The sequence below is a fragment of the Rhizobium sp. T1470 genome (assembly GCF_042140505.1).
In the GTDB taxonomy this organism is placed as follows: domain Bacteria; phylum Pseudomonadota; class Alphaproteobacteria; order Rhizobiales; family Rhizobiaceae; genus Rhizobium; species Rhizobium favelukesii.
This window is the reverse complement of sequence record NZ_CP148092.1, coordinates 1,314,821-1,336,813: the sequence shown is the minus strand read 5'-3', so window position 1 is coordinate 1,336,813 and position 21,993 is coordinate 1,314,821. Positions and strand designations below refer to the sequence as shown.

Below are 21,993 nucleotides of genomic sequence, written 5' to 3'. Positions count from 1 at the left end.
TTAACTCAACTTAGCGCGGGAAGCTCTGCGCGTTACCGGCATCGACGTTGATGATGTTGCCGGTGGACTTGGCCGAAAGATCGGACGCCAGGAAGTAGATCGCCTCTGCAATATCTTCCGGGAAGACGTTGAGCTTCAGCATCGAGCGCTTGCGGTAGTGCTCCTCCAGCTCGTTGATTTCGATCTTCGACGACGCTGCACGTTGTTCGCGCCACTCACCGCTCCAGATCTTCGAACCGCGCAAAACGGCATCTGGGTTGACGGTGTTGACGCGAATGCCTGCTTCTGCGCCCTCGAGCGCCAGGCAACGGGCCAGATGGATTTCCGCAGCCTTTGCCGTGCAATAGGCTGCCGCGTTCGGCGAAGAGGCGAGACCGTTCTTGGAGGCGACGAACACGACGTTGCCGCCGAGGTCCTGCTTGCGGAACAGACGGAAGGCTTCACGCGATACCAGGAAATATCCGGTGGCCAGAATGTCGATGTTCTTGTTCCACATCGAAAGCTCGGTGCTTTCGATCGGCGCGGACGACGCGATACCCGCGTTGGAAACGAGGATGTCCACACCGCCGAACTCGACACAGGCTCCGGCGAAGGACGCGATCACCGCGTCTTCCTTGGTGACGTCAAGCTTGACGCCGCGAACGGCATCGGTGCCGAACTGCTTGGCAAAATCGGCCTGCGTGCCGTCGAGAGCCGCCTGGTCGATATCAGCCAGAACCACGCAGGCGCCCTCGCCGATCAAACGGGCCGCTGTTGCGCGGCCGATGCCGCCGGCGCCACCGGTGACGAAGGCAACGCGACCAGCAAGGCTCTTCGGCTTCGGCATGCGCTGCAGCTTGGCCTCCTCGAGCAACCAGTACTCGATATCGAAGGCTTCCTGTTCAGGCAGACCCTGATATTCGGAAACGGTCGACGCGCCGCGCATCACATTGATGGCATTGACGTAGAACTCGCTTGCGATGCGCGCCGTGGCCTTATCGCGTGCAAACGAAAGCATGCCAACGCCCGGGACAAGGAAGACGACCGGATTGGCATCGCGCATGGCCGGCGAGTTGTCGTGCTTGCAGTCGTTGTAGTAACGCGCGTAATCAGCGCGGTAGTCCTCAAGTGCCTTGTCGAGCGATGCAATGACAGCATCGACATCCGGCTTTGCCGGATCGAAATTGACGATCAGCGGGCGGATCTTGGTGCGCAGGAAGTGGTCCGGGCAACTCGTGCCAAGCGCACCGAGCGGACGCAGGTTCTTGGAGTTGACGAATTCTAGCACGGCATCCTGATCGTCGAAATGACCGAGCTTGCGCTCCCCCTTGCCGATACGCCCGCGGATCGCAGGCATCAGGCGTGCGGCGATGGCGCGACGCTCTTCCAACGGCAGGCTCTGCGTGGCGACGCCGCCGAAGATTGTCTTGCCTTCGGTCTGTTCTGCAAACCAGGTAATTGCCTTGTTGATAACAGCAAGCGTCAGCTCATAGCAGGTCTTGGCATCGTCTGCCCAGGTGAAGAGACCGTGGCTTTCGAGGACGACGCCCTTGGCATTCGGGTTTGCCTTGACGAAGGCTTCAAGGTCGAGGCCGAGCTGGAAGCCTGGGCGGCGCCACGGCAGCCAGCCAATTGTGTCACCGAAGATCTGCCTGGTCAGTTCCTTGGAATTCCTGGAGGCGGCGATCGCGATGATCGCATCCGGATGCATGTGGTCGACATGGGTGAAAGGCACGAACCCATGCAGTGGGGTGTCGATCGAGGCGGCACGGCTGTTAAGATTGTAGGTGCAGTGCGGCAGGAAGCCGACCATGCGGTCTTCGTCTTCGACGCCCTTGTAGATACCCTTCAGGGAGTCGAGCTTGTCCTGGTAGAGCGTCGCAAAGCCGTCGAGCTTGATGGTCCCGACGTCGCCGCCCGAACCCTTTACCCACAGGATCTTGACCTTCTCGCCGGTCAGCGGATCGGTTTCCATGACCTTGGCAGAGGTATTGCCGCCACCGTAGTTGGTAATGCGCTTGTCGGCGCCGAGCAGATTCGAGCGATACAGCAGCTTGCCGGGCTCATCGAGGCCAGCAGCGTAAGCATCGTCCCAACGGTTATCAAGAAGCCGGACGGTTGCCGCCATGTCATCCTCCCATAAAGAAATTTCTTGAAGACGCGAAACAAAAACGCGCCTCTTGCGCTGACGGTATCGCTCATCAAAATACGCGTTGTCAATCAAAAACGATCAAATACGCTTATTGTGCAGTGCAATATGCAAATTCTTGATCGTTTTTGATTGACACATTCTCACAACTGCGAAATAAGCAAGCTAGGAGGAGCCCCATGCACGAACGCGAACGCCATCGCATCATATTGAGCGCCGTTCAGGAAAAGTCGGTCGTCACTGTTCAGGATATATCCGAATTGACCGAGGCTTCCGAGGCGACGATCCGGCGTGACATCGCGGCCCTTCATGTGCAGGGGAAGATCCGGCGTGTGCGTGGCGGTGCAGAGGCGGTTCACCCGCCGCAGCTCAGTAATCTCGCCGGACGGCCCTTCCGGGTTTCGGAATCTGTCAATATCGATAAAAAGCGCTCAATCGCGCGTGCAGCCGTCGATCTGTGCGATCCAGGCGATGCCATCATCATCAATGGTGGGACGACCACCTTCCAAATGGTGCATTTCATGGCCGCCCATCGCATGCAGGTCATGACCAACTCGTTTGCCATCGCCGAGCATCTGGTCAAGCACTCGAAGAATACCGTAACAGTCCCTGGCGGCGTGATTTATCGCGAGCAGAGCCTGATCCTGTCGCCCTTCGACAATGACGCGATCCGCAATTTCTACGCCCGCCGCTTCTTCATCGGCGCCCAGGGCGTCGGTCCGCTCGGCATCATGGAAGCCGACGCGCAAATCATTCAAAGCGAACAGAAGCTGATGCACCAGGCCGACGAGTTGGTCGTCATGGTCGATTCCAGCAAGTTTCACCGCCGGTCGAGCCTCATTCTGTGCCGGCTCGACCGTGTTTCGACGATCATCACCGACGACGGCATTCCAGAGGGTGCGGTGAAAATGATCGAAGATGCGGGCATCAAGCTCGTCATTGCGAGCGTCGCAGTCTCGCAATCGAAGGAGGGTTCCTCGTCCGTCGCGTGAGTGGCGCCGGCAGGATGTTAGTCAAGTCTTATCAACGTGGGAGGATGAAAGCATGAAACTCGCAAAGACACTCGCAATCGGCGTGGCGTTTGCCGTGGCCATGATGGCCGGCGCCGCAAGCGCCAAGGACGTCAAGATTGGTCTCGTGGTAAAGTCGCTCGGAAACGGCTTCTTCGAAGCTGCCAACAAGGGCGCGCAGGAAGCAGCTAAGGAACTCGGCGGCGTGGAAGTGATCTACACCGGTCCGACCTCGACGACGGCCGAAGGCCAGATCGAAGTCATCAACTCGCTGATCGCTCAAGGTGTTGACGCCATCGCCATCTCCGCCAACGATCCGGATGCTGTTATCCCGGCGCTGAAGAAGGCCAAGCAACGCGGCATCAAGGTCATCTCCTGGGATTCCGGCGTCAACAAGGACGGCCGCATCCTGCAGCTGAACCCGTCGTCCAACGAACTGATCGGCAAGATGTGCCTGACGCTCGCCAAGGACCACCTCGAAGGCGGCAAGGGCGACTTTGCAATCCTATCGGCCACGACGACCTCGACCAACCAGAACATCTGGATCGACCAGATGAAAAAGCAGCTTAAGGACTTCCCGGGCCTCAACCTCGTCACCACAGTTTACGGCGACGACCTTTCGGACAAGTCCTATCGTGAGGCGGAAGGCCTTTTGAAGTCGAACCCGAACGTCAAGGTCATCGTTGCTCCGACGACGGTCGGTGTTCTGGCCGCTTCCAAGGTTGTCGAAGATAAGGGCCTCGTCGGTAAGGTCTACGTGACGGGCCTCGGCCTGCCCTCGGAGATGGCCGGTGCGATCAAGTCGGGTGCGACGAAGGAATTCGCCATCTGGAACCCGATCGACCTCGGCTACTCCGCAACGCAGATCGCCTATCACCTCGTCAAGGGTGACGCGACTGGCAAGCCGGGCACCGAAATCGAGGCCGGCCGCATGGGTAAGATCAAGATCGGCGACAACGGCGAAGCTGCTATGGCAGATCCCTTCGTCTACAATGCATCGAACATCGACCAGTTCTCGAAGGTCTTCTGAGCCTGATCTCGCTCCAGAAACAGAACCCGGCGGCTCAGGCCGCCGGGACCTCCCAATTCGACACCGGTAACCGCTGATGAACACTGCCCTTCAACAACCCGTCGCAGGCTCCAAGACCGACGACGCGCCCGCCATTCTGGAAATGCGTGGCATTTCGCAGATCTTCCCCGGCGTGAAGGCGCTCGATAACGTCAGCATCGCGCTCTATCCCGGCAAAGTGACCGCCCTGATCGGCGAAAATGGTGCCGGCAAATCGACGCTCGTCAAGATCCTGACCGGTATTTATCGACCGAACGAAGGCGAGATCATCGTCGACGGCAAGCTGACAACCTTCGCCAATGCGCAGGCTGCCATCGACGTCGGTGTCACCGCCATCCATCAGGAAACCGTGCTCTTCGATGAACTGACGGTTGGCGAAAACATTTTCCTCGGCCATGCGCCGCGCACGAGATTTCGCACGATCGACTGGAAATTGATGAACAGTCGCTCGAAGGAATTGCTGCATTCGCTTGAAAGCAATATCGATCCGACGATCCGCCTCAAGGATCTCTCCATTGCTCAGCGCCATCTCGTCGCCATCGCCCGCGCGCTCTCCATCGAAGCGCGCATCGTCATCATGGACGAGCCGACCGCCGCACTTTCGCGCAAGGAAATCGACGATCTCTTTCGTATCGTCGAGGGCCTGAAGGCACAGGGCAAGGCGATCCTTTTCATCAGCCACAAGTTCGACGAGCTTTACGAGATCGCTGACAACTTCGTGGTTTTCCGCGACGGTCGTGCGGTTGGCCACGGCCAACTCAAGGAGACGCCACAAGACGACATCGTCCGCCTCATGGTCGGCCGCGATGTGGAAAATGCATTCCCGAAGATCGACGTGGCCATCGGCGGCCCGGTGTTTCAGGTCGAGAAATACTGTCACCGGACCGAGTTTCGCGACATCTCGTTCACCCTCCGCAAGGGTGAGATCCTCGGTGTTTACGGACTGATCGGCGCCGGTCGCTCCGAGCTTTGCCAGTCACTCTTCGGCATCACCAAGCCTGCATCCGGCAAGCTGAGGCTGGAAGGTCAAGAGCTTGCAATCCATTCGCCGCTCGACGCCATCGGCGCCGGCATCGTCTACGTGCCCGAAGAGCGCGGCCGCCACGGCTTGGCTCTGCCGATGCCGATCTACCAGAACATGACCCTGCCCTCGCTCGCACGCACATCGCGCAAGGGCTTCCTGAAGGCGGCCAATGAATTTGCCCTGGCGCGCAAATATGCCGAGCGCCTCGATCTGCGCGCCGCGGCACTCTCCGTTGCCGTCGGGACGTTATCGGGCGGCAACCAGCAGAAAGTCGTTATCGGCAAATGGCTGGCAACGAAGCCCAAGGTGATCATTCTCGATGAACCGACCAAGGGCATCGACATCGGCTCTAAGGCCGCCGTGCACGGCTTCATCAGCGAACTCGCAGCCGAGGGTCTATCGATCATCATGATCTCGTCGGAGCTGCCCGAGGTCATCGGAATGTCCGACCGGGTCCTCGTGATGAAAGAAGGCCTGATGGCCGGCCTTTTCGAACGCAAGGATCTGACGCCGGAAACGCTGGTTCGCGCCGCGACCGGTAATGCTTGAGGTAATCGGAATGTCCAGACTCCTGAAAAAACGCGAAACCCTGCTCTTCGTCATTATCGCGGTCATGGTCGCGATCTTCTCGACACGAGCTCAGGATTTCGCGACACCCGGCAACCTGGCTGCGATCTTCAACGACACGTCGATCCTGATCATCCTCGCACTCGCCCAGATGACCGTTATTCTGACCAAGTCGATCGACCTGTCCGTTGCTGCAAACCTTGCCTTTACCGGCATGGCGATTGCAATGATGAATGCCGCCTATCCGGACTTGCCTCTTGTCGTGCTCATCCTTGCGGCAATCCTGATCGGCGCCTTTCTCGGCGCGATCAACGGATTTCTCGTCTGGGCGCTGGAGATCCCACCGATCGTTGTCACGCTCGGAACACTGACCATCTATCGCGGCATGGCCTTCGTGCTGTCGGGTGGTGAGTGGGTGAACGCCCATCAGATGACGCCGATCTTCCTCAATGTTCCGCGCACTGTCATCCTCGGCATGCCGGTCCTCAGTTGGGCTGCGATCATCATCGTCGCGCTGATCTACATGCTCTTGAAGCATACCCAGTTCGGTCGCTCGGCCTACGCTGCGGGGGGCAATCCGACGGCCGCCGTCTATGCCGGCATCGATGTCGGCTGGACGAAGTTCCTCGCCTTCGTGCTGTCAGGTGCACTTGCCGGTCTTGCAAGCTACCTATGGGTCTCGCGCTACGCGGTTGCCTATGTTGATATCGCCAGCGGCTTTGAGCTGGATAGCGTGGCTGCCTGCGTCATCGGCGGCATCTCGATTGCCGGCGGCGTCGGCTCCGTCATCGGGACGATACTTGGCGCCCTCTTTTTGGGCGTCATCAAGAATGCTTTGCCCGTCATCGGTATTTCGCCTTTCACGCAGATGGCGATCTCGGGCACCGTCATCATTCTCGCCGTCGTCTTCAACGCAAGGCACGAGCGCAATCGCGGCCGCATCATCCTGCGCGACAAGGCCGCAGCAGACAGCCCGGCAGAGGTGGCAGCATGAGCACACTCGTTTCCACCCCGAGCGAAAAGCGCGTCATCCCCGATCGCCTCGGCACGCCGTTCAAGCGCATCATGTCGAGCTGGGAAGTCCTGCTCTTCGGCGTCGCCGTCCTGATCTTCATCTTCAATTCGCTGGCCTCGCCCTATTTCCTGGATGCCTGGAACCTGTCGGACGCGACCTTCAACTTTACCGAAAAAGCAATGATCGCCTTTGCCATGGCGCTGCTCGTCATTGCTGGCGAGATCGACCTTTCGGTTGCCGCCATTATCGCCCTTGCCTCGACAGCTATGGGAGCGGCAGCGCAAGTCGGTGTGGGGGCGCCCGGCCTCGTCCTGATCGGCATCGGCGTCGGCCTGCTGTGCGGCATGTTCAACGGGTTTCTCGTCTCCGTCATGAAGCTGCCGTCGATCGTCGTCACCATCGGCACGATGAGCCTGTTCCGCGGCATCTCCTACATCGTCCTCGGCGACCAGGCCTACGGCGGCTATCCGGAGGATTTTGCCTTCTTCGGTCAGGGCTATGTCTTCTGGGTCTTTTCTTTCGAATTCATGCTCTTCATCGTGCTGGCGATCGCATTTGCGATCCTGCTGCATGCCACGAATTTCGGCCGGCAGGTCTATACGATCGGCAACAACGACTTCGCCGCCCGCTTCTCGGGGATTCCCGTCGAGCGCGTGAAATTCATTCTCTTCGTCCTGACCGGCGTCATGAGTGGTGTCGCCGCGGTTTGCCTGACCTCGCGCCTCGGCTCCACCCGCCCATCGATCGCGCAGGGATGGGAGCTCGAAGTCGTCACCATGGTCGTCCTCGGCGGCGTCTCGATCCTCGGCGGCTCCGGCAAGATCGGCGGCGTCGTCATCGCCGCCTTCGTCATGGGCCTCGTCACCTTCGGCCTCGGACTTCTCAACGTGCCCGGTATCGTCATGTCGATCTTCATCGGCCTGCTTCTGATTGTCACGATCGCAATCCCGATTATCGCGCGCCGCATCAAAGCCCTGAGCTCGAAATGAATGGGTTCCAAATGACGCTCGAAAAACACGCCTTCAAGATGACGCTCAACCCAGGCATGGAAGCCGAGTACAGGAAGCGGCATGACGAAATCTGGCCGGAACTGGTCGAACTGCTGCACCAATCCGGCGCCAGCGACTACTCGATCCATCTCGACCGGGACACGAACACGCTGTTTGGCGTTCTGACACGGCCCGCCGATCATACGATGGCAAGGCTGCCCGATCATCCTGTCATGAAGAAGTGGTGGGCGCATATGGCAGACATCATGGCAACCAACCCGGACAATTCTCCTGTCCAGAGTGACCTCGTCACTGTCTTCCATATGCCATGACGCCGAACTACAGCCGCATCGCCGTTCTCGATATCGGCAAGACCAATGCCAAAGTGGTGGTCCTGGACAGCGCGACCGGCGTGGAGGTCGCAGTTGCGAGGACCCCGAACACGGTCCTGAAGGACGGTCTCTATCCGCACTACGATATCGACAATCTCTGGTCCTTCACATTGGACGCCCTTCGCTCCTTTGCCAAGGAGCCTGGTTTCGACGCCATCTCGATCACCACCCATGGGGCGTCGGCTGCGCTTCTCGATAGGGCCGGCAATTTGGTCATGCCGGTGCTCGACTACGAGCACGAATATCCCGCCCACATTCGCGACGCCTATGCGCGACTGCGCCCCCCCTTCGAGGAAACCTTTTCGCCGCACCAGAACATGGGCCTGAATATCGGCGCGCAGTTGCATTACCAGAAGACCGCCTTCCTCGATGACTTTGCCAAGGTTGCAACGATCCTCACCTACCCGCAATACTGGACGGCGCGACTGACCGGTATCGTTTCGAACGAGGTAACCTCGCTCGGCTGTCACACCGACCTCTGGAACCCGCGTGACGGCCGATATTCCTCGCTTGTCGACACGCTTGGCGTGCGCGATCTCATGGCGCCGCTCCGCTCCGCCTTCGATCCGCTCGGGCCGCTTCTGCCGGACATCGCCGAAGCGATCGGTTTCACCCGTGAGATCCCTGTCTATTGTGGCATTCACGATTCCAACGCGTCGCTTCTGCCACATCTGATTAATCGCACAGCACCGTTTGCCGTTGTCTCGACAGGCACGTGGGTGATCAATTTCGGGGTCGGTGGAGACCTCGATCATCTCGATCCCAAGCGCGACACACTTGCCAATGTCGATGCCTATGGCCGTGCCGTTCCCTCCTCCCGCTTCATGGGCGGACGCGAATTTGAATCAATCTCAGGCGAGATCGGACAGGTTGACAAGGAAGAGATTGCCACAGCAGTCGAGCAGGTCATCGTGAAAGGCCTGATGCTGCTTCCAAACGTTGTGCCCGGCTCCGGACCGTTCCCCGGAAAAAGCGCCCGTTGGGTTAACGCGCAGGGCGCGACAGGCGAAGAGCGTTACGCGGCGCTGTGCCTCTATCTCGCATTGATGAACCAGGCCTGCCTCGATCTGATCGGTGCGCAAGGCCCGGTAATCGTCGAAGGACCTTTTGCACTCAACGATTCCTACCTAACGCTGTTGGCGGCGCTCACCAGCCGTGAGGTCATCGCCGTCCCCGGATCGACCGGCACGAGCCAGGGCGCCGCGCTGCTGAGCGGCATCAAGCCGCCTGCCGGCAGCGAGCGTCACATCGCTCCGAGCGCCATTCAAGGGCTCGACGCCTATCGCCAGGCTTGGCATGCAGCAATGGCATAGCAGTCTTTTCATCGGGGCCCCTCGCTCCATCTTAGCGTTAGCGATAGGCTCGCGACTCAAAGCAATATGGAGGAGACCTCATGGCAGCTTCAGCCGCCGCACCCTTTGATCCACGTGCGCTAGCAGCAAAACTACATGGCCTGCGCCGTTCACAAAGCCAGGCGCCGACGGCGGAATTTGCCCTGCCTGCCGATCTCAGGCACGCAATGGACGCGCAGAATTTTCTCGCCGCCGATGAGGCTATTGCAAGCAACGCCTGGAAGGTGACCGTCTCGCCCGATGGGCAGGCGGTGACAGCGCCCCTGCATCCCTATGTGCAAGCGGACTCTGGAGCACGGATTCCTTGGCAGCGGGGCACCAAGTTCGAGGCGGAAATCGCCGTGCGCCTCGGTCGGGACCTGCCGATACGCCGCGAAGGCAGCTATGGCCGCGCCGACATCGTCGATGCGATCGAAGCGGTTCACCTCGGTGCGGAACTTCTAGCCAGTGCCATCGAGGAGAGCGGCAAGATCTCGTTCCTCCTGTTCCTGGCTGATCGGCTTGGAAACAGCGGATATGTGCTCGGTCCCCGTATGGAAAAGCCGGCCGTCGATACGGCAAGCGGCACGCCGCTCAAGGTTCAACGGCCAGCCGATCTACGACGCGCCCGCTCAGCATCCGAAGGGAGACGTGCTGACGTGGCTTTTGGACTACGCCAACGATGGTATGCGACCGAACACGTCGCTCAAGGCCGGCGCACTCGTCACAACGGGCACGCTCTGTGGCGCGATCGAACTCGTCACCCCTGGAGACATTGAAATCGTCCTTGGCGGATCTGCCTGTCTGCGCCTGGCACTCGTCTGATACTGCAGATACAGGGAGCCACCGGAATCCTAACGCCGTGGGAGCGGCCTAGATTAACTACCGTGTCGCTTCCGCAAAGATCACAATTTCCTCGCTCATCCGCCATTGGACAACGTCAGGATCGAGATCGAGAAGACATGCAAAGTCCCCCGCTTTCATGTTTTTACTTTAGATAAACGTCGACGAACCGGACATTAACGATTGATTAATCTTTAGTAACCTTCATGAATTCGGTTCGAGTGCCAATTGACTGGAGGGATTAAGCCCAAACCTAGAATTCCAAGCCCGGAAGCGAGAACAGCCGCCGGTTCCATATTCGGGCAAGCGTAAGGTCATAAAGCGGGTTCTGGCCTGCGGGCCTGCGAGAGCGGCAAGACAATGCCGAGGTCTACCGGGCTGGGCGAAGACGAGGGAACGTGAAGCCGTCACTGAAGGGAAATATCTGTCGGTCTTTCGGCTTACATGTCCGCGCCAACAAAGCGGACGCAGAAAGCGAGTAAGGGCGGCTGCTCAGAGCCGAACACCGCAAGCCGGAAAATCGCCGTCCGCGTAAGGTGATGAGATCATGTCGGACCTCGCAAATGGGACACCAGGACGTTTTCTGGACAGGAAGTTCAAGCGCTCATGTCCTTCGACCTGTGGCCGCCCACGGCGATGCGATGACAGAGAGCTACGATAAGGTCCAAGAGCGCGGCGTTGATAATACCTGGACGACATCAGTCCAAGGCGTCGAGCATCTGATCATGGTTTCGCATCCCGCCATTTACAGCACCATTCGCCTCGAATTCGGGCCACATCGAGCGACGTTTACGGCTGACGGCTCGACATACCAGGTGAAGGGCAAGTCGGCCGCCATGGCGCTGATGGCCGTTCATACGGCGATGAACCGGCTACGGTACGGCTCGCCAGAGGAAAAGGCCGACCTCGGACAATGGGTGACGAAGCTGAGCTAAGGCTGCCTGTAGGCATCCAGCTCGGAATGTAGGGTCGCGGCACTTGCCTCGACGGAGACGATGTCGTCAGCGATCAATCGGTAAAGGGGGGTATGGTCACCAGGCGTGGGGGCTTCCAAGTGCTGAGCAATGTATTTGATGGCGGCAATGGTTTCAGTGAACCGATTGTATAGGACGGGCTCGTGGTGAGCAAGCCTGTTGCGCGACTGGTAGACGATCTCAAGATTATCGGCCACGTCGGCACGTTTTATACGCTTGTTCGGGAACGCCTTCTTGAGGCCCGGCCGCCAAAGCGTGTGCTCGTAGTCCGGCCCGCACAGACGCTTCCAGATGTAGAAGGTCAGCTCTGCGATGATTTTCCCATCGGTGACCTGGATATGCGCCCTCCGCCTTTTGGAACGCTGCGTATGCGACAGGTTGGCGGGCTTGCCATTGGGAAACGCCATGGCGTCGAGCGCGTGTTTGTCCGCCTGCGAGAGCTTGGAGTATTCGGCTTTACGGGCGCTATCGAGGGCCGTTGCGATCTTGTTTTTCTCGCTGTCCTTCCACTGGAAGGGGGCGGGAGGGTTCAGGAGCCAGCCAGCCTGGCCGAAGAACTGCCCGAGATTGTCGCAGATGGAATTACGCAGCGCTATCTCGATAACTGCCGTGATGTTCATCAGATCGACACCAAGCCGTAGCGTCTGATGGAATTCGATTGCGGAGCGGGTGTTACCGGTGAGCTGGTGAAGGTTACTCAGACGCTCGGGGGATAGAAGCTTGGTGATCTCTGCGAGATCGGTGTCCTCAATCGGCAATTGACGCTCCCGTCATTTTTACATATACTCCGCCTCGAAAAGTCGAGAAACGATTGGCAGTTTGCCCTCGGGCATTACGAATCCTCGACTTCCCAGAAATGGAAAAAGGCGCTCTTCGGGGCGTCTTTTTTCGTTTCTGGCTACAGTCTACGGGGAAGATTCTGGGGAACACAAGCCCCGGTCGTAAGAAACCGGGATCACAGCATCAAGGCCTAGAGCATCGCACTTGAATTGAGAATCGAGTGGGGTTTTCACGAGGGTATTGGTGTGATTCACTGCGGTTGGAGGTGAATCACATGGGTAAATCTCATTCTGTTGATCTTCGTCAGCGTGTTGTTTCCATGGTCGCTAGCGGCCAATCACGGCGAGCCGCTGCCCGTCATTTCGCAATCAGCGACAGCAGTGCGATCAAGCTGCTGCAACGCCGGGAGCGGACTGGGCTGATAACCCCCGCGCGTCAAGGAAGGCCGCCAGGTGCAGGGAAACTGTCGGCGTTTCGCGATTTCCTGGTCGCACAGGTCGAAGGCAAACCGGATATCACCATGCCAGAGCTTGCCCGTCGCCTTGAGGATGAACATGGATTGGTTATTCCACCATCGTCCCTGTCGCGGTTTTTGATAACGCAGGGATACACATATAAAAAAACAGATAATGGCGTCGGAACGCGCTCGCGCTGATATCCGAAAGGATCGTGATGTCTGGATTTCGAAACGCCAACCCCGGATGCGATTTGAACCGCATCGACTTGTTTTCTTGGACGAAACCTCGGTGAACACAAAGATGGTGAGACTGCGTTGGCGCTCCCCGCGCGGCGAGCGTCTCATCACGGATGCGCCCTTTGGCCACTGGGGGACACAGACATTCATTGCAGGCTTGCGCTGTTTCGGTGTTTCGGTCTTACTGCGCCCTGGATTATTGACAGGCCGATGAACCGGGAAATCTTCGACACCTACATCGAGACCCAGCTTGCGCCGACACTCGAACCAGGCAATGTCGTCATCCTGGATAATCTTCGCGTTCACAAGAGCGATAAAGCCAAAGCCTGCCTCAAGGAAGTTGGTGCGTGGCTCCTGTTTCTGCCGTCTTATTCGCCAGATTTGAACCCGATCGAAATGGCCTTCGCCAAAATTAAGGCCCATCTCCGAGCCGCCGCCGCTCGCACGTTTGACGCACTCTCAAATGCGCTCGGATCCATCTGCAACCTCTTCAACAGCCAAGAATGTCGAAACTATTTTACAGCCGCAGGCTATGGGTTCGATTAAAGGTACGGCGCTCTAGTTGCCTGGATTCAGGCGTCGCCCTTGCTGAATGGATGCGGAAGGGTTTTCACGAACTTTTCAGCTTCATCGAAAGCGTTCGGGTGTTCGCTGATCTGCTCGACCTCTTCGATGCCAATCTTGAAGACCTGATCCCGGAGCCGGACATAAAGCTCACCGCCGCTGCTTGGCCAACGGACGAGTCGTTGTCGAGGTACCCGCCTTCGATCAAGGCGTAAGCAATTGTCTTGCGGAGTTCGTTGTAGCTGGTCATTGAAGGCTCCCTAGCGTCAAAGTAGCGTGGCAGCTGGCCCACAATCCAGCGATTTCCTTGCTTGTTACCGCATCCCAGACACCTAAGCCGGGGTTGCAGGGAATTAAGCATGGCATTGCCCCATTTCCGTCGCAGCTCGTATCGGTCGATCCACCCTTCCCTGTCGCAAGAAGGGCAGCTCCCTCCAAGGGTCACGAATTGCTGTAGGTCGTCGATAAGCGTAGACAAGCCGCCGCCGGACTCGACGTTTTAAGCGGCGGGCTTCCGATGTCGGTTTCGCCAGGTTCCTCGGGGACGTCTGGCGGTTTGCGGCCTAGAACGCCAGCTGGATCTTCATCGACCTGCTGCGATCTCCGGCGGCTTCAAATGCGGCGACAGCCTCTTTCAAGGGGTAAATACCGCTCAAGAGAGGAGAGAGATCAACCCGTCGTCGGTTGATCAAGTCGACGGCGACGCCGAATTCCTCATGGAAGCGGAAGGTGCCCTTCATCTCGATCTCCTTGGCAACAACCATGTTCTGCGGGATCGAGACATCGCCGCCGAGCCCGAGCTGAACCAATATCGAGCGAGGCTTGAGGACCTCAAGGCCGGAGCGGACTGCACTGGCGTTGCCGGACGCCTCGAAGTGGATATCGAAATAGCCCTTGTTGGCAGCGTAGCTTGCGAGCTCTTCCGGCGCGGTTGCGACGTTGATGGTGCGATCGGCCCCCACCTCGCCGGCTTTGCGAAGCACGGCGTCCATGACGTCGGTGGCGACGATTTCGCGCGCTCCGTTAGCGCGTGCGGCGATGATGGCGAGAGCCCCAATCGGGCCGCAGCCGGTAACCACTACACGCTTGCCGGCGAGCGAACCGGCGCGAACAACCGCGTGCAGAGTGACCGCCAACGGCTCGGCAAAGGCCGCTTCGTTGATCGAGACGTCATCGCCAACCTTGTGGCACTGCCACGCCTCGGCCACGAGCCGCTGGCGGAAGGCGCCCTGGATGTGCGGCATCGGCATCGCGCTGCCGTAGAAGCGCATGTTGAGGCAGTGATTTTGCTGTCCATGCAGGCAGTAGTCACAGGCATTGCACGGGCGGCTGGGGGAGACGGCGACGCGATCGCCGATCGCCAGATCCGACACCCCCTCGCCCACAGTCTTGACAGTCCCGGCGACCTCGTGACCGAGGATCATCGGCTCGCGCACACGCACCGTGCCGAAACCACCATGATGATAGTAGTGCAGGTCGGACCCGCAGATGCCTCCGGCCTCGATGGCAACCTCGACCTGCCCCCGACCGACAGCCTCCGGCTCTCGATCTTCGATGCGCAGATCCTTGGCGGCATGGATTACGACGGCTTTCATTCGGTCACCTCAAACGACGGGGGTCAAAAGCGGCGCATTGGAAAAGTGCGCGGCGAGATTGTCACGGACGAGCTGTCCCATGGCCTTGCGGGTTTCGACCGTGCCGGACGCATGGTGCGGCTGAAGTAGGACATTGTCGAGGGCAAGGAACCGCGGGTTGAGCTTCGGCTCCTCCTCGAAGACGTCAAGGGCGGCCGATCCGAGCACGCCCGTTTCAAGCGCGTCGAGCAGGGCGTCTTCGTCGATGTTGGACGCCCGGGAGATGTTGATCAACATTCCCTCCGCACCGAGGGCTTTGATGACGTCGCGCGAGACGATGTGCCGCGTCGCAGCTGAGGCGGAAAGCGTGACGAACAGGAAGTCAGAGCGCTCGGCAAGCGCTGCCGGGTCGGCGATATAGGTCATGCCGTCGGCATAGGACTTTTCGGTTACGTCACTATAGGCAATATCCATGTCGAAGCCACGAAGGCGCCTTACGACCTCGAAGCCGATACGACCAAGTCCGAGAACGCCGGCCTTGCGGCCCCAGACACGCCGGCGCAGGGGATAGAGGCCTTTGGCTGCCCAGCTTCCATCCTTGACCCAGCGCTCCGCCCCAATCATCCCGCGTGATTGTGTCAGCATCATCGCGATACCGAGATCGGCCACGTCGTTGGTCAAGACGTCGGGTGTGTTCGTGACCCTGATGCCCTTCTCGCGGCAGGCTGCCAGATCGACAGCATCGTAGCCGACGCCGTAGACGGAGACGACCTCGAGCTTCGGAAGGTTGCCGATCAAGGATGCCGAAGCACCGAGTTCACCGCGCGTCGCCACGGCGCGGATATTATCGCCATGTTTCCGAAAAAATGCAACTGTATCAGATGCTTCGTAGAATTTATGAACGTGATAGGTCTTTTCCAGCTCCACCATGTCCCATTCCGGGTACGGTCCGACCAGGAGAATTTCGGGTTTCAATATTCTGTCCTCCATTACCTCGATTGCATGCGTTGGCGGGTCGCCATGAACGCGAGTTTTGTCATTGCCAGGGAGACGATCCGCTCCAGCGGTTTGTCGATCTCGATCGTCACGACATCCACTGCCCTGGTCGGCAGCTCCAGGGTGGCAAGCTGACTGTCCAAGAGGGAGGGCGGCATGTAGTGACCCTTGCGGCTGTTCATCCGGGACGCCAATGTCGTTCTCGTCCCCTGCAGGAACACGAAGGTGATCGACTTGCCAGCCCTATCTCTGAAAAGGTCGCGGTAGGATTTCTTCAAGGCCGAGCACGAGATCACCGTGTCATCTGCGGCTGCAAGCTCGGCTGCCAGCGTCTCCAGCCACGGCCAACGGTCGGCATCCGTCAAGGCGACGCCCGCGGTCATTTTTTCGAAATTGGCCGGCGGGTGCCGGCTATCGCCCTCGAACCTGTGGCCGAGATAGGAGGCGAGCAATTTGCCGACCGAGGTCTTGCCGCAACCCGATACGCCCATGACAACCACCGGCCCAATATGACGAGATGGACTAGAGGCAGGTGGTGATGCCGCCGTCGACATAGAGCGTGTGTCCGTTGACAAAGGATGATCCCTTTCCGGAGAGGAAAACCGCTGCACCGATCAACTCGTCGACGTCGCCCCAGCGGGCGGCCGGGGTGCGCTTCTCAAGCCAGGAGGAGAATTCCGCGTTATCGACGAGGGCCTGATTGAGCGGTGTCTTGAAGTAACCCGGTGCAATCGCGTTAATCTGGATGCCGTACTTCGCCCAATCGGCGCACATGCCGCGGGTCAGGTTCTTTACCGCGCCCTTGGTGGCCGTGTAGGGCGCGATACCCGGGCGGGCGAGCTCGCTCTGCACCGAGGCGATGTTGATGATTTTCCCCGCGCCGCGCTTGATCATGTGGCGGGCGACGGCCTGGCCGACATAAAAAACGCTGGAGACGTTGGTCTTCAGAAGCTGCTCCCAGCGCTCGGCTGGGAAGTCCTCCAGCGGTGTGCGGAACTGCATGCCGGCATTGTTGATAAGAATATCGATTGGACCAATGGCGGCCTCGATTTCGTCGACGCCGCGTTTGACCGCAGAAGCGTCGGTAACGTCAAATACGCCCACAGCAACATCGTAACCAGTATCTCGCAGCGCTCTTGCGGTCGCCTCCAGTTTCGCCCTATCGCGCCCATTCAGCACGACGGATGCGCCATGCTGGGCAAGCCCGCTTGCGAGCGCCAAACCAATACCTTGCGACGAGCCAGTCACCAATGCTCGCCTGCCGCTAAGATCGAAAAGCGGAAAACTCATTATGCTACTCTCCTCAGTCATATGCAGCCGTTGCCCGAACGAGCTGACGGCCGAACGCTCAATCCTCGACGAGGAGGCCCTTTGCCCTGAGTACACCTTCCAGGTTACTGACTTCGACAACCGTCTTCCCGGATTTGTAGGCGGCAATGTAGCCCGCCTCCGCGTCTTCGCGCGCCTGCGCCAACTTGGCAACTTCGCGTGCTTCAGACTTTCTGACAACGACCAGCCCATCGGCGTCGCCAACAATGATATCACCGGGATAGATGATCTCGTCGCCAACCATGACAGGATCGTTCGTGGCGCCGAGAGTCTCCTTTACAGTGCCCTTGATACAGACGCTGAGAGAAAACACCGGAAAGCAAAGCTCACGAAGCTGCAGAGAGTCGCGCACGCCAGTGTCCGTGACGAGGCCACCAATTCCCTTGGCCAGGCATGCATTTGCCAATACGTCTCCGAACGAGCCTGCTTCTTCATACTCGCCCGCCGACACCACAATGATGTCGCCCGGCTGAGCGTAGTTGATCGCCACCTGCAGCATGATGTTGTCGCGCGGTGCGCACTTGACTGTGAAAGCCGGACCGCACAGCTTCATACGGTAGTCTATGGGCTTCAACCGCGATGACAGCGCCCCTCTGCGCCCCTGAGCTTCGTGCAAAGTTGCGGGTGAAAACCTTGAGATCGCAGCAATCTCTTCTTTCGTTGGTCGATCGATCTTTTGTTTGAGCTTGATCATTGGGTTCCTCCTTGGGCGTGTGCGCCTTGCAAGCTTGTCATATCAGGGGCTTCAGCCATCAAAGGCCATAAATGAGGGGCATGCTGATGCGGCCCGTTCATTAGCGAGCCGCATCGCGCATCTTCCTGGGACATGGAATCTAGGGGATTGGCTCGAACTTCAGTTCACCGATCGGCACGACCTTGTCCTTCCGAGTCATCTTGTACTCGGTGTTCGGGCCGAGCCACTTGTCCCAGATCTGATTGATCTCGCCGGAGGTGTCGAGCTTGACGAGGATCTCGTTAATCTTTGTTGTCAGGGCCGGCTCGCCCTTCTTCATACCAACCCCAATCGGTTGATAGAGCATCGGCTCATCGATCATGCGCATTTCTGCGCCTTTCGTCTTTGACTCATTGACGATCTTTGTGGTCGTCATCGTGTTCGCAACAAGTCCGCGCGCCTTGCCCTGCTGGACGGCAAGATAGGCCGACCCCGTGTCCTGGAACGTCAATGCATCGGACTTGTTCTTACGGATCGCAAGTTCTGACGTCGACCCCTTCGTCGATGCAAGACGCTTGCCCTCGAAGTCGGCCTTCTTCTGACCGGGATCGTTTGCCTTGACGATCAGCATTTCCTTGGCGAGGTAGTAGGGATCACTGAACTGGATCTGTTCTGCACGGCTGAGGGTATAGGCAAGGTTTGCGACGGCGATATCGACGTGACCGAGCTTGACTTCCGGGACTCGTGCTTCGACCGAGACTGGCTTGATCTCTGCATTCACGCCGAGTTCCCGCGCGATTGCACGGCACAGATCGACGTCAAATCCAACCATTTCTCGGGTCTTTGGGTCCGGCGAAGCGAATGGGGGCACGTCGGCGAAAGTTCCGCAACGCAGGATCTTGGCCGTCGTGATGTCAGCGAGTTCGTCGGCGTTCGCGTGTCCGGCGAATGCCCCCGTGGTAACAGCCGCCATTACCGCAATTGACCTCATTTTCATTTTTGTATTCTCCTCTGGTGGTTGAGCTGGAATTAGTGCCGCAAGTCGCTCAGGAAGCGCTTTGCCCGACCGGTCTGCGGGTTTGAGAAAAAGTCTTCCGGTGGCGCGGTTTCGATGATTTGGCCGTCATCGATGAACCAGACGCGATCGGCGACGTCGCGGGCAAAACCCATTTCGTGCGTCACGCACATCATGGTCATGCCGTCAGAGGCAAGGCTCTTCATGACGGCGAGCACCTCCCCGACCATCTCCGGGTCGAGCGCGCTCGTCGGCTCATCGAAAAGCATGACCGGCGGCTCCATGGCCAGCGCCCTGGCGATAGCGACGCGCTGCTGTTGACCACCCGACAATTGGCCGGGGAACATCTGTGCCTTGTCGGCAAGCCCCACACGCTCAAGCAGTTGGGTTGCTTTGCGATAGGCTTCTTCCCGAGCGACCCCCTTCACCCGGATTGGCGACATCGCGATATTGTCGATCGCAGACAGATGCGGGAACAGGTTGAAGCTTTGGAACACGAAGCCAATGCGGCTGCGAAGCCGGTTGAGTTCCCTCGCCGCCATCTGGCGGTGGATATTGTTGCCCTCGCACGTGATCGAGCCGCTTTGAATCTCCTCGAGCCGGTTCACCGTGCGAATAAGCGTCGACTTGCCCGACCCCGACGGACCGCAGATGACGACCACCTCTCCTCGGCCGACCTCAGCATTGATCCCCTTGAGGACTTCGTACGTGCCATAGTTCTTCCGGACCTCCGAGAGTTGGATCATGGACGAGTTTCTGGATTGCGCAGGAGTGTTCATGACGGCTGATCCGTAAGTGCTTCGAGTTTGGGAACGTTGGCGCCGATCGGTATGTTGGCCCCGGCGCGTTTGCGCGTGATGTGACGCTCGGTCATTGTGGCGACCAGCGTGAGCGACCAGCAGATGGCGTAGTAAACGGCGGCGAGGATGAAGAAGACCTGGAACGGCTGCGTCAGAAGTTGATTGTTGATCTGGCTTGCCGCGAAGGTCAGATCGGGAACATTGATCACGTATCCGAGCGTCGTATCCTTGATCGTCGAAACAAAGACAGAGATGATGCTCGGGATAACGTTATAGAGAGCTTGCGGTAGAATGACGTAACGCATGGCGCTGAGGTTGCTATGGCCAAGTGCCCGAGCAGCTTCCATCTGGCCCTGCCCGAGCGCGACGATACCGCCTCTGACGACTTCGCTCAGAAATGCGCCCTGATACACGACCAGCGTGACGAGCATTGTCATGAAGGCGGGAACACTTGCCCCCGTCAAAAGGGGAACGAGGAAGTAGCCCCACAGGATGAGCATCAGGAGCGGCACGCCGCGCGTGAAATAGACCAACGCGGTAACGGGAAAGCTCAGGATCGGCAACTTCGACAGTCGAGCGAGAGCCAGAAGAATACTGACTGGAAAAGCGAGTGCGATCGCAGACACCGATAGCAGGATCGTCGCCGCCAGTCCGCCGAGCGGACCGTTCGGATACTGGCCGATGAGAAGCAGAAGCCAGTAGTCTTGGACAATCTTGATGATGTCGCCGATCATACGCGTGCCCTCCTTACCGGACTTGCCCTCGACGTCAGGTAGGCACCAAAGCCCATGATGATCAGCGAGAATGAGAGATACAGGACGGAAGCGAGAAGGTAGCTTTCAAACGTGCGGAAGGTCAGATTCTCGATTTCTTTAACCGCGTAGGTCAGCTCGGCAACGCCGATCGCTATCGCCAAACTGCTGTTCTTGAACAGAGACACGCTGTGGTTGATAAGCGAGGGAAGTGCGTTTCGGACGCCCTGAGGCACCATGACAAACCGCATCGCGGAAATGTATCCATGGCCCAAAGCACGGGCGGCTTCCATTTGCCCCGGATTGACGGCACGCAGGCCAGAGCGAAGATCCTCGCTAAAATAGGCTGCCTGACAAAGCCCAAGTCCGATAACCCCAAAGATCGCCTCCGCATTGTGGTCGGTCAGCCAATACATGACTGCTTCCGGCATCAGCGTGAAAATGCCGAAGTACCAGAGCATCAGCTGAACGAGGGTCGGAACGTTGCGGTGATAGGATACGTAGGCGGTGACGACGGCATTCCCGATCGGCCCGGGTGAGTAGCGCAAGGCAAGAAGGATAAGCGCCAGCGTCATTGCCAGAAGCCATGATCCGATGGCAACGATGAACGTCATTTGAACGCCGTGGATCAACATCCATCGGTATTCGGGATTACCCAAGATTGCGGAGAGATCGAAGTTAGCCACGGCCTTCAGTCCCCGAATACGGAGTTTTTGGTTTTGCCGTCTGCAGCCCGCCCATCACCTGGAGAGTAGGCGTTATCTCCATGTGTCCGATGTTGACGGCAACAGGCGCTGCGATGACGAAGGCGATCGCATCTGCAATGTCCTTGGCCTCAGGCAGTTCAAATCCGTCGAGGAACCGTTCGCGGATCTCAGGCGTATCACCGTGGACATGGGCAAAGATATCAGTGGCGACGCGGCCGGGGCAGATTTCAGTTACCCGAACGCGCTTGCCAAACGCGTCGATGCGAAGTTGGTTAGACAACATGCTCACGCCGGCCTTGGTGGCATGGTATGAGGAATTGCCGCCGAAATTGTAAGCGCCAGCGATCGAGGAAATATTGATGACATGCCCGCGGTCCCTGGCGACCATACCGGGCACAACCAGCCGGCAAAGATGCAAAACAGCGCGAAGGTTGACGTCGACGAGGAGGTCGATGTCGCCTTCGTCAGCCTCAAGGAACTTCTTCGGCTTGTCGACGCCAGCATTGTTCACGAGGACGTCAAATTGAACGCGTGTTGTGAGAGCCGAAAGCGCCACGCGGTCCGTAACATCGATTTTGTGAGCGATGCAGCCGGTGCGATCAGCGAGTTCTTTCAGCGCATCTTCCCTACGTGCAATCGCGTGAACTTCTAGTCCTTCGGCGCAGAGACGTTCGACAGTCGCAGCACCAATGCCAGAGGACGCGCCGGTAACAAGTGCAGTTTCGTAATCGGAAAATGACATCGAAAGCTCCTTTTGAATGGAAGGT

At 58.6% G+C, this 21,993-nt stretch carries 21 protein-coding genes and 2 pseudogenes; 11 read left to right on the top strand and 12 right to left on the bottom strand.

The window, feature by feature from the left end:
* Positions 1–10: 10 nt before the first annotated feature.
* Entirely contained in the window at positions 11–2,107 is a 2,097-nt protein-coding gene (locus WGT02_RS27610; RefSeq protein WP_208247635.1) for a bifunctional rhamnulose-1-phosphate aldolase/short-chain dehydrogenase, read from the bottom strand.
* A gap of 200 nt (positions 2,108–2,307) precedes the next feature.
* Here WGT02_RS27610 and WGT02_RS27605 point away from each other — a divergent pair, with 200 nt between their 5' ends.
* From WGT02_RS27605 to WGT02_RS27565, 9 genes and pseudogenes are all read left to right on the top strand, one after another.
* Positions 2,308–3,120, top strand: a complete 813-nt coding sequence (locus WGT02_RS27605; protein ID WP_208247633.1) for a DeoR/GlpR family DNA-binding transcription regulator — start codon at positions 2,308–2,310, stop codon at positions 3,118–3,120.
* A 52-nt stretch (positions 3,121–3,172) separates the two neighbouring features.
* Positions 3,173–4,168, top strand: a complete 996-nt coding sequence (gene rhaS / locus WGT02_RS27600) for a rhamnose ABC transporter substrate-binding protein (protein ID WP_024317579.1) — start codon at positions 3,173–3,175, stop codon at positions 4,166–4,168.
* A gap of 76 nt (positions 4,169–4,244) precedes the next feature.
* Positions 4,245–5,780: a sugar ABC transporter ATP-binding protein gene (locus tag WGT02_RS27595; protein ID WP_208247631.1), complete on the top strand. Its 1,536-nt coding sequence runs from the start codon at positions 4,245–4,247 to the stop codon at positions 5,778–5,780.
* A 10-nt stretch (positions 5,781–5,790) separates the two neighbouring features.
* The gene (locus WGT02_RS27590) at positions 5,791–6,792 is read left to right on the top strand and encodes an ABC transporter permease (protein ID WP_208247629.1); all 1,002 of its coding nucleotides are present in this window, start codon (positions 5,791–5,793) and stop codon (positions 6,790–6,792) included.
* Complete coding sequence (locus tag WGT02_RS27585) at positions 6,789–7,802, top strand: ABC transporter permease (RefSeq protein WP_024317576.1); 1,014 nt, start codon at positions 6,789–6,791, stop codon at positions 7,800–7,802. The genes WGT02_RS27590 and WGT02_RS27585 overlap by 4 nt, the downstream gene beginning before the upstream one ends.
* An 11-nt stretch (positions 7,803–7,813) precedes the next feature.
* On the top strand, positions 7,814–8,134 hold the full coding sequence (gene rhaM / locus WGT02_RS27580) for an L-rhamnose mutarotase (protein WP_024317575.1): 321 nt from the start codon (positions 7,814–7,816) through the stop codon (positions 8,132–8,134).
* Positions 8,131–9,507, top strand: coding sequence for an FGGY-family carbohydrate kinase (locus WGT02_RS27575; protein WP_024317574.1), 1,377 nt, complete (start codon positions 8,131–8,133; stop codon positions 9,505–9,507). The genes rhaM and WGT02_RS27575 overlap by 4 nt, the downstream gene beginning before the upstream one ends.
* Before the next feature lie 80 nt (positions 9,508–9,587).
* Positions 9,588–10,350 (top strand): annotated as a pseudogene (locus WGT02_RS27570) (fumarylacetoacetate hydrolase family protein).
* Positions 10,351–11,009: 659 nt separating this feature from the next.
* On the top strand, positions 11,010–11,303 hold the full coding sequence (locus WGT02_RS27565) for a hypothetical protein (protein WP_208247627.1): 294 nt from the start codon (positions 11,010–11,012) through the stop codon (positions 11,301–11,303).
* Here the strand turns inward: WGT02_RS27565 and WGT02_RS27560 are convergent.
* Positions 11,300–12,100 (bottom strand): hypothetical protein, encoded by an 801-nt coding sequence (locus tag WGT02_RS27560; protein WP_208247625.1) that lies wholly within the window; start codon positions 12,098–12,100, stop codon positions 11,300–11,302. The two genes, WGT02_RS27565 and WGT02_RS27560, sit on opposite strands and share 4 nt — an antisense overlap.
* A 296-nt stretch (positions 12,101–12,396) precedes the next feature.
* Between WGT02_RS27560 and WGT02_RS27555 the strand changes: the two are divergent.
* A pseudogene (locus WGT02_RS27555) lies at positions 12,397–13,362 on the top strand (IS630 family transposase).
* Positions 13,363–13,412: 50 nt separating this feature from the next.
* Positions 13,413–13,595, top strand: coding sequence for a hypothetical protein (locus tag WGT02_RS27550; protein ID WP_024318548.1), 183 nt, complete (start codon positions 13,413–13,415; stop codon positions 13,593–13,595).
* A 348-nt stretch (positions 13,596–13,943) separates the two neighbouring features.
* Here the strand turns inward: WGT02_RS27550 and WGT02_RS27545 are convergent, their stop codons facing one another.
* From WGT02_RS27545 to WGT02_RS27500, 10 genes are all read right to left on the bottom strand, one after another.
* Positions 13,944–14,975 (bottom strand): L-idonate 5-dehydrogenase, encoded by a 1,032-nt coding sequence (locus tag WGT02_RS27545; protein ID WP_208247623.1) that lies wholly within the window; start codon positions 14,973–14,975, stop codon positions 13,944–13,946.
* 9 nt (positions 14,976–14,984) lie between these two features.
* On the bottom strand, positions 14,985–15,932 hold the full coding sequence (locus tag WGT02_RS27540; protein WP_208247957.1) for a 2-hydroxyacid dehydrogenase: 948 nt from the start codon (positions 15,930–15,932) through the stop codon (positions 14,985–14,987).
* A gap of 11 nt (positions 15,933–15,943) precedes the next feature.
* On the bottom strand, positions 15,944–16,441 hold the full coding sequence (locus tag WGT02_RS27535) for a gluconokinase (RefSeq protein WP_263623084.1): 498 nt from the start codon (positions 16,439–16,441) through the stop codon (positions 15,944–15,946).
* A 31-nt stretch (positions 16,442–16,472) separates the two neighbouring features.
* Positions 16,473–17,240 (bottom strand): SDR family oxidoreductase, encoded by a 768-nt coding sequence (locus WGT02_RS27530; protein WP_208247619.1) that lies wholly within the window; start codon positions 17,238–17,240, stop codon positions 16,473–16,475.
* Between the two features lie 58 nt (positions 17,241–17,298).
* On the bottom strand, positions 17,299–17,973 hold the full coding sequence (locus tag WGT02_RS27525; protein WP_208247617.1) for a 4-carboxy-4-hydroxy-2-oxoadipate aldolase/oxaloacetate decarboxylase: 675 nt from the start codon (positions 17,971–17,973) through the stop codon (positions 17,299–17,301).
* A gap of 139 nt (positions 17,974–18,112) precedes the next feature.
* Positions 18,113–18,949 (bottom strand): ABC transporter substrate-binding protein, encoded by an 837-nt coding sequence (locus WGT02_RS27520; protein ID WP_024318554.1) that lies wholly within the window; start codon positions 18,947–18,949, stop codon positions 18,113–18,115.
* Between the two features lie 32 nt (positions 18,950–18,981).
* Positions 18,982–19,746 (bottom strand): amino acid ABC transporter ATP-binding protein, encoded by a 765-nt coding sequence (locus WGT02_RS27515; RefSeq protein ID WP_047517698.1) that lies wholly within the window; start codon positions 19,744–19,746, stop codon positions 18,982–18,984.
* Positions 19,743–20,501, bottom strand: coding sequence for an amino acid ABC transporter permease (locus WGT02_RS27510; protein WP_040680978.1), 759 nt, complete (start codon positions 20,499–20,501; stop codon positions 19,743–19,745). The genes WGT02_RS27515 and WGT02_RS27510 overlap by 4 nt, the downstream gene beginning before the upstream one ends.
* On the bottom strand, positions 20,498–21,205 hold the full coding sequence (locus WGT02_RS27505) for an amino acid ABC transporter permease (RefSeq protein ID WP_024318555.1): 708 nt from the start codon (positions 21,203–21,205) through the stop codon (positions 20,498–20,500). Before WGT02_RS27505 ends, WGT02_RS27510 begins: the two co-directional genes overlap by 4 nt.
* Positions 21,198–21,968, bottom strand: a complete 771-nt coding sequence (locus tag WGT02_RS27500; protein WP_024318556.1) for an SDR family oxidoreductase — start codon at positions 21,966–21,968, stop codon at positions 21,198–21,200. Before WGT02_RS27500 ends, WGT02_RS27505 begins: the two co-directional genes overlap by 8 nt.
* Positions 21,969–21,993: the final 25 nt, after the last annotated feature.

Excerpts from the sequence above, each read along its gene's own strand:
- WGT02_RS27545 (WP_208247623.1), bottom strand. The coding sequence starts at position 14,975 with ATGAAAGCCGTCGTAATCCATGCCGCCAAGGATCTGCGCATCGAAGAT.
- WGT02_RS27575 (WP_024317574.1), top strand. The coding sequence starts at position 8,131 with ATGACGCCGAACTACAGCCGCATCGCCGTTCTCGATATCGGCAAGACC.
- rhaS (WP_024317579.1), top strand. The coding sequence starts at position 3,173 with ATGAAACTCGCAAAGACACTCGCAATCGGCGTGGCGTTTGCCGTGGCC.
- WGT02_RS27520 (WP_024318554.1), bottom strand. The coding sequence starts at position 18,949 with ATGAAAATGAGGTCAATTGCGGTAATGGCGGCTGTTACCACGGGGGCA.
- WGT02_RS27530 (WP_208247619.1), bottom strand. The coding sequence starts at position 17,240 with ATGAGTTTTCCGCTTTTCGATCTTAGCGGCAGGCGAGCATTGGTGACT.
- WGT02_RS27590 (WP_208247629.1), top strand. The coding sequence starts at position 5,791 with ATGTCCAGACTCCTGAAAAAACGCGAAACCCTGCTCTTCGTCATTATC.
- WGT02_RS27535 (WP_263623084.1), bottom strand. The coding sequence starts at position 16,441 with ATGGGCGTATCGGGTTGCGGCAAGACCTCGGTCGGCAAATTGCTCGCC.
- WGT02_RS27550 (WP_024318548.1), top strand. The coding sequence starts at position 13,413 with ATGCGGAAGGGTTTTCACGAACTTTTCAGCTTCATCGAAAGCGTTCGG.
- WGT02_RS27585 (WP_024317576.1), top strand. The coding sequence starts at position 6,789 with ATGAGCACACTCGTTTCCACCCCGAGCGAAAAGCGCGTCATCCCCGAT.
- WGT02_RS27565 (WP_208247627.1), top strand. The coding sequence starts at position 11,010 with ATGACAGAGAGCTACGATAAGGTCCAAGAGCGCGGCGTTGATAATACC.
- WGT02_RS27595 (WP_208247631.1), top strand. The coding sequence starts at position 4,245 with ATGAACACTGCCCTTCAACAACCCGTCGCAGGCTCCAAGACCGACGAC.
- WGT02_RS27525 (WP_208247617.1), bottom strand. The coding sequence starts at position 17,973 with ATGATCAAGCTCAAACAAAAGATCGATCGACCAACGAAAGAAGAGATT.
- WGT02_RS27610 (WP_208247635.1), bottom strand. The coding sequence starts at position 2,107 with ATGGCGGCAACCGTCCGGCTTCTTGATAACCGTTGGGACGATGCTTAC.
- WGT02_RS27500 (WP_024318556.1), bottom strand. The coding sequence starts at position 21,968 with ATGTCATTTTCCGATTACGAAACTGCACTTGTTACCGGCGCGTCCTCT.
- rhaM (WP_024317575.1), top strand. The coding sequence starts at position 7,814 with ATGACGCTCGAAAAACACGCCTTCAAGATGACGCTCAACCCAGGCATG.
- WGT02_RS27510 (WP_040680978.1), bottom strand. The coding sequence starts at position 20,501 with ATGATCGGCGACATCATCAAGATTGTCCAAGACTACTGGCTTCTGCTT.
- WGT02_RS27515 (WP_047517698.1), bottom strand. The coding sequence starts at position 19,746 with ATGAACACTCCTGCGCAATCCAGAAACTCGTCCATGATCCAACTCTCG.
- WGT02_RS27605 (WP_208247633.1), top strand. The coding sequence starts at position 2,308 with ATGCACGAACGCGAACGCCATCGCATCATATTGAGCGCCGTTCAGGAA.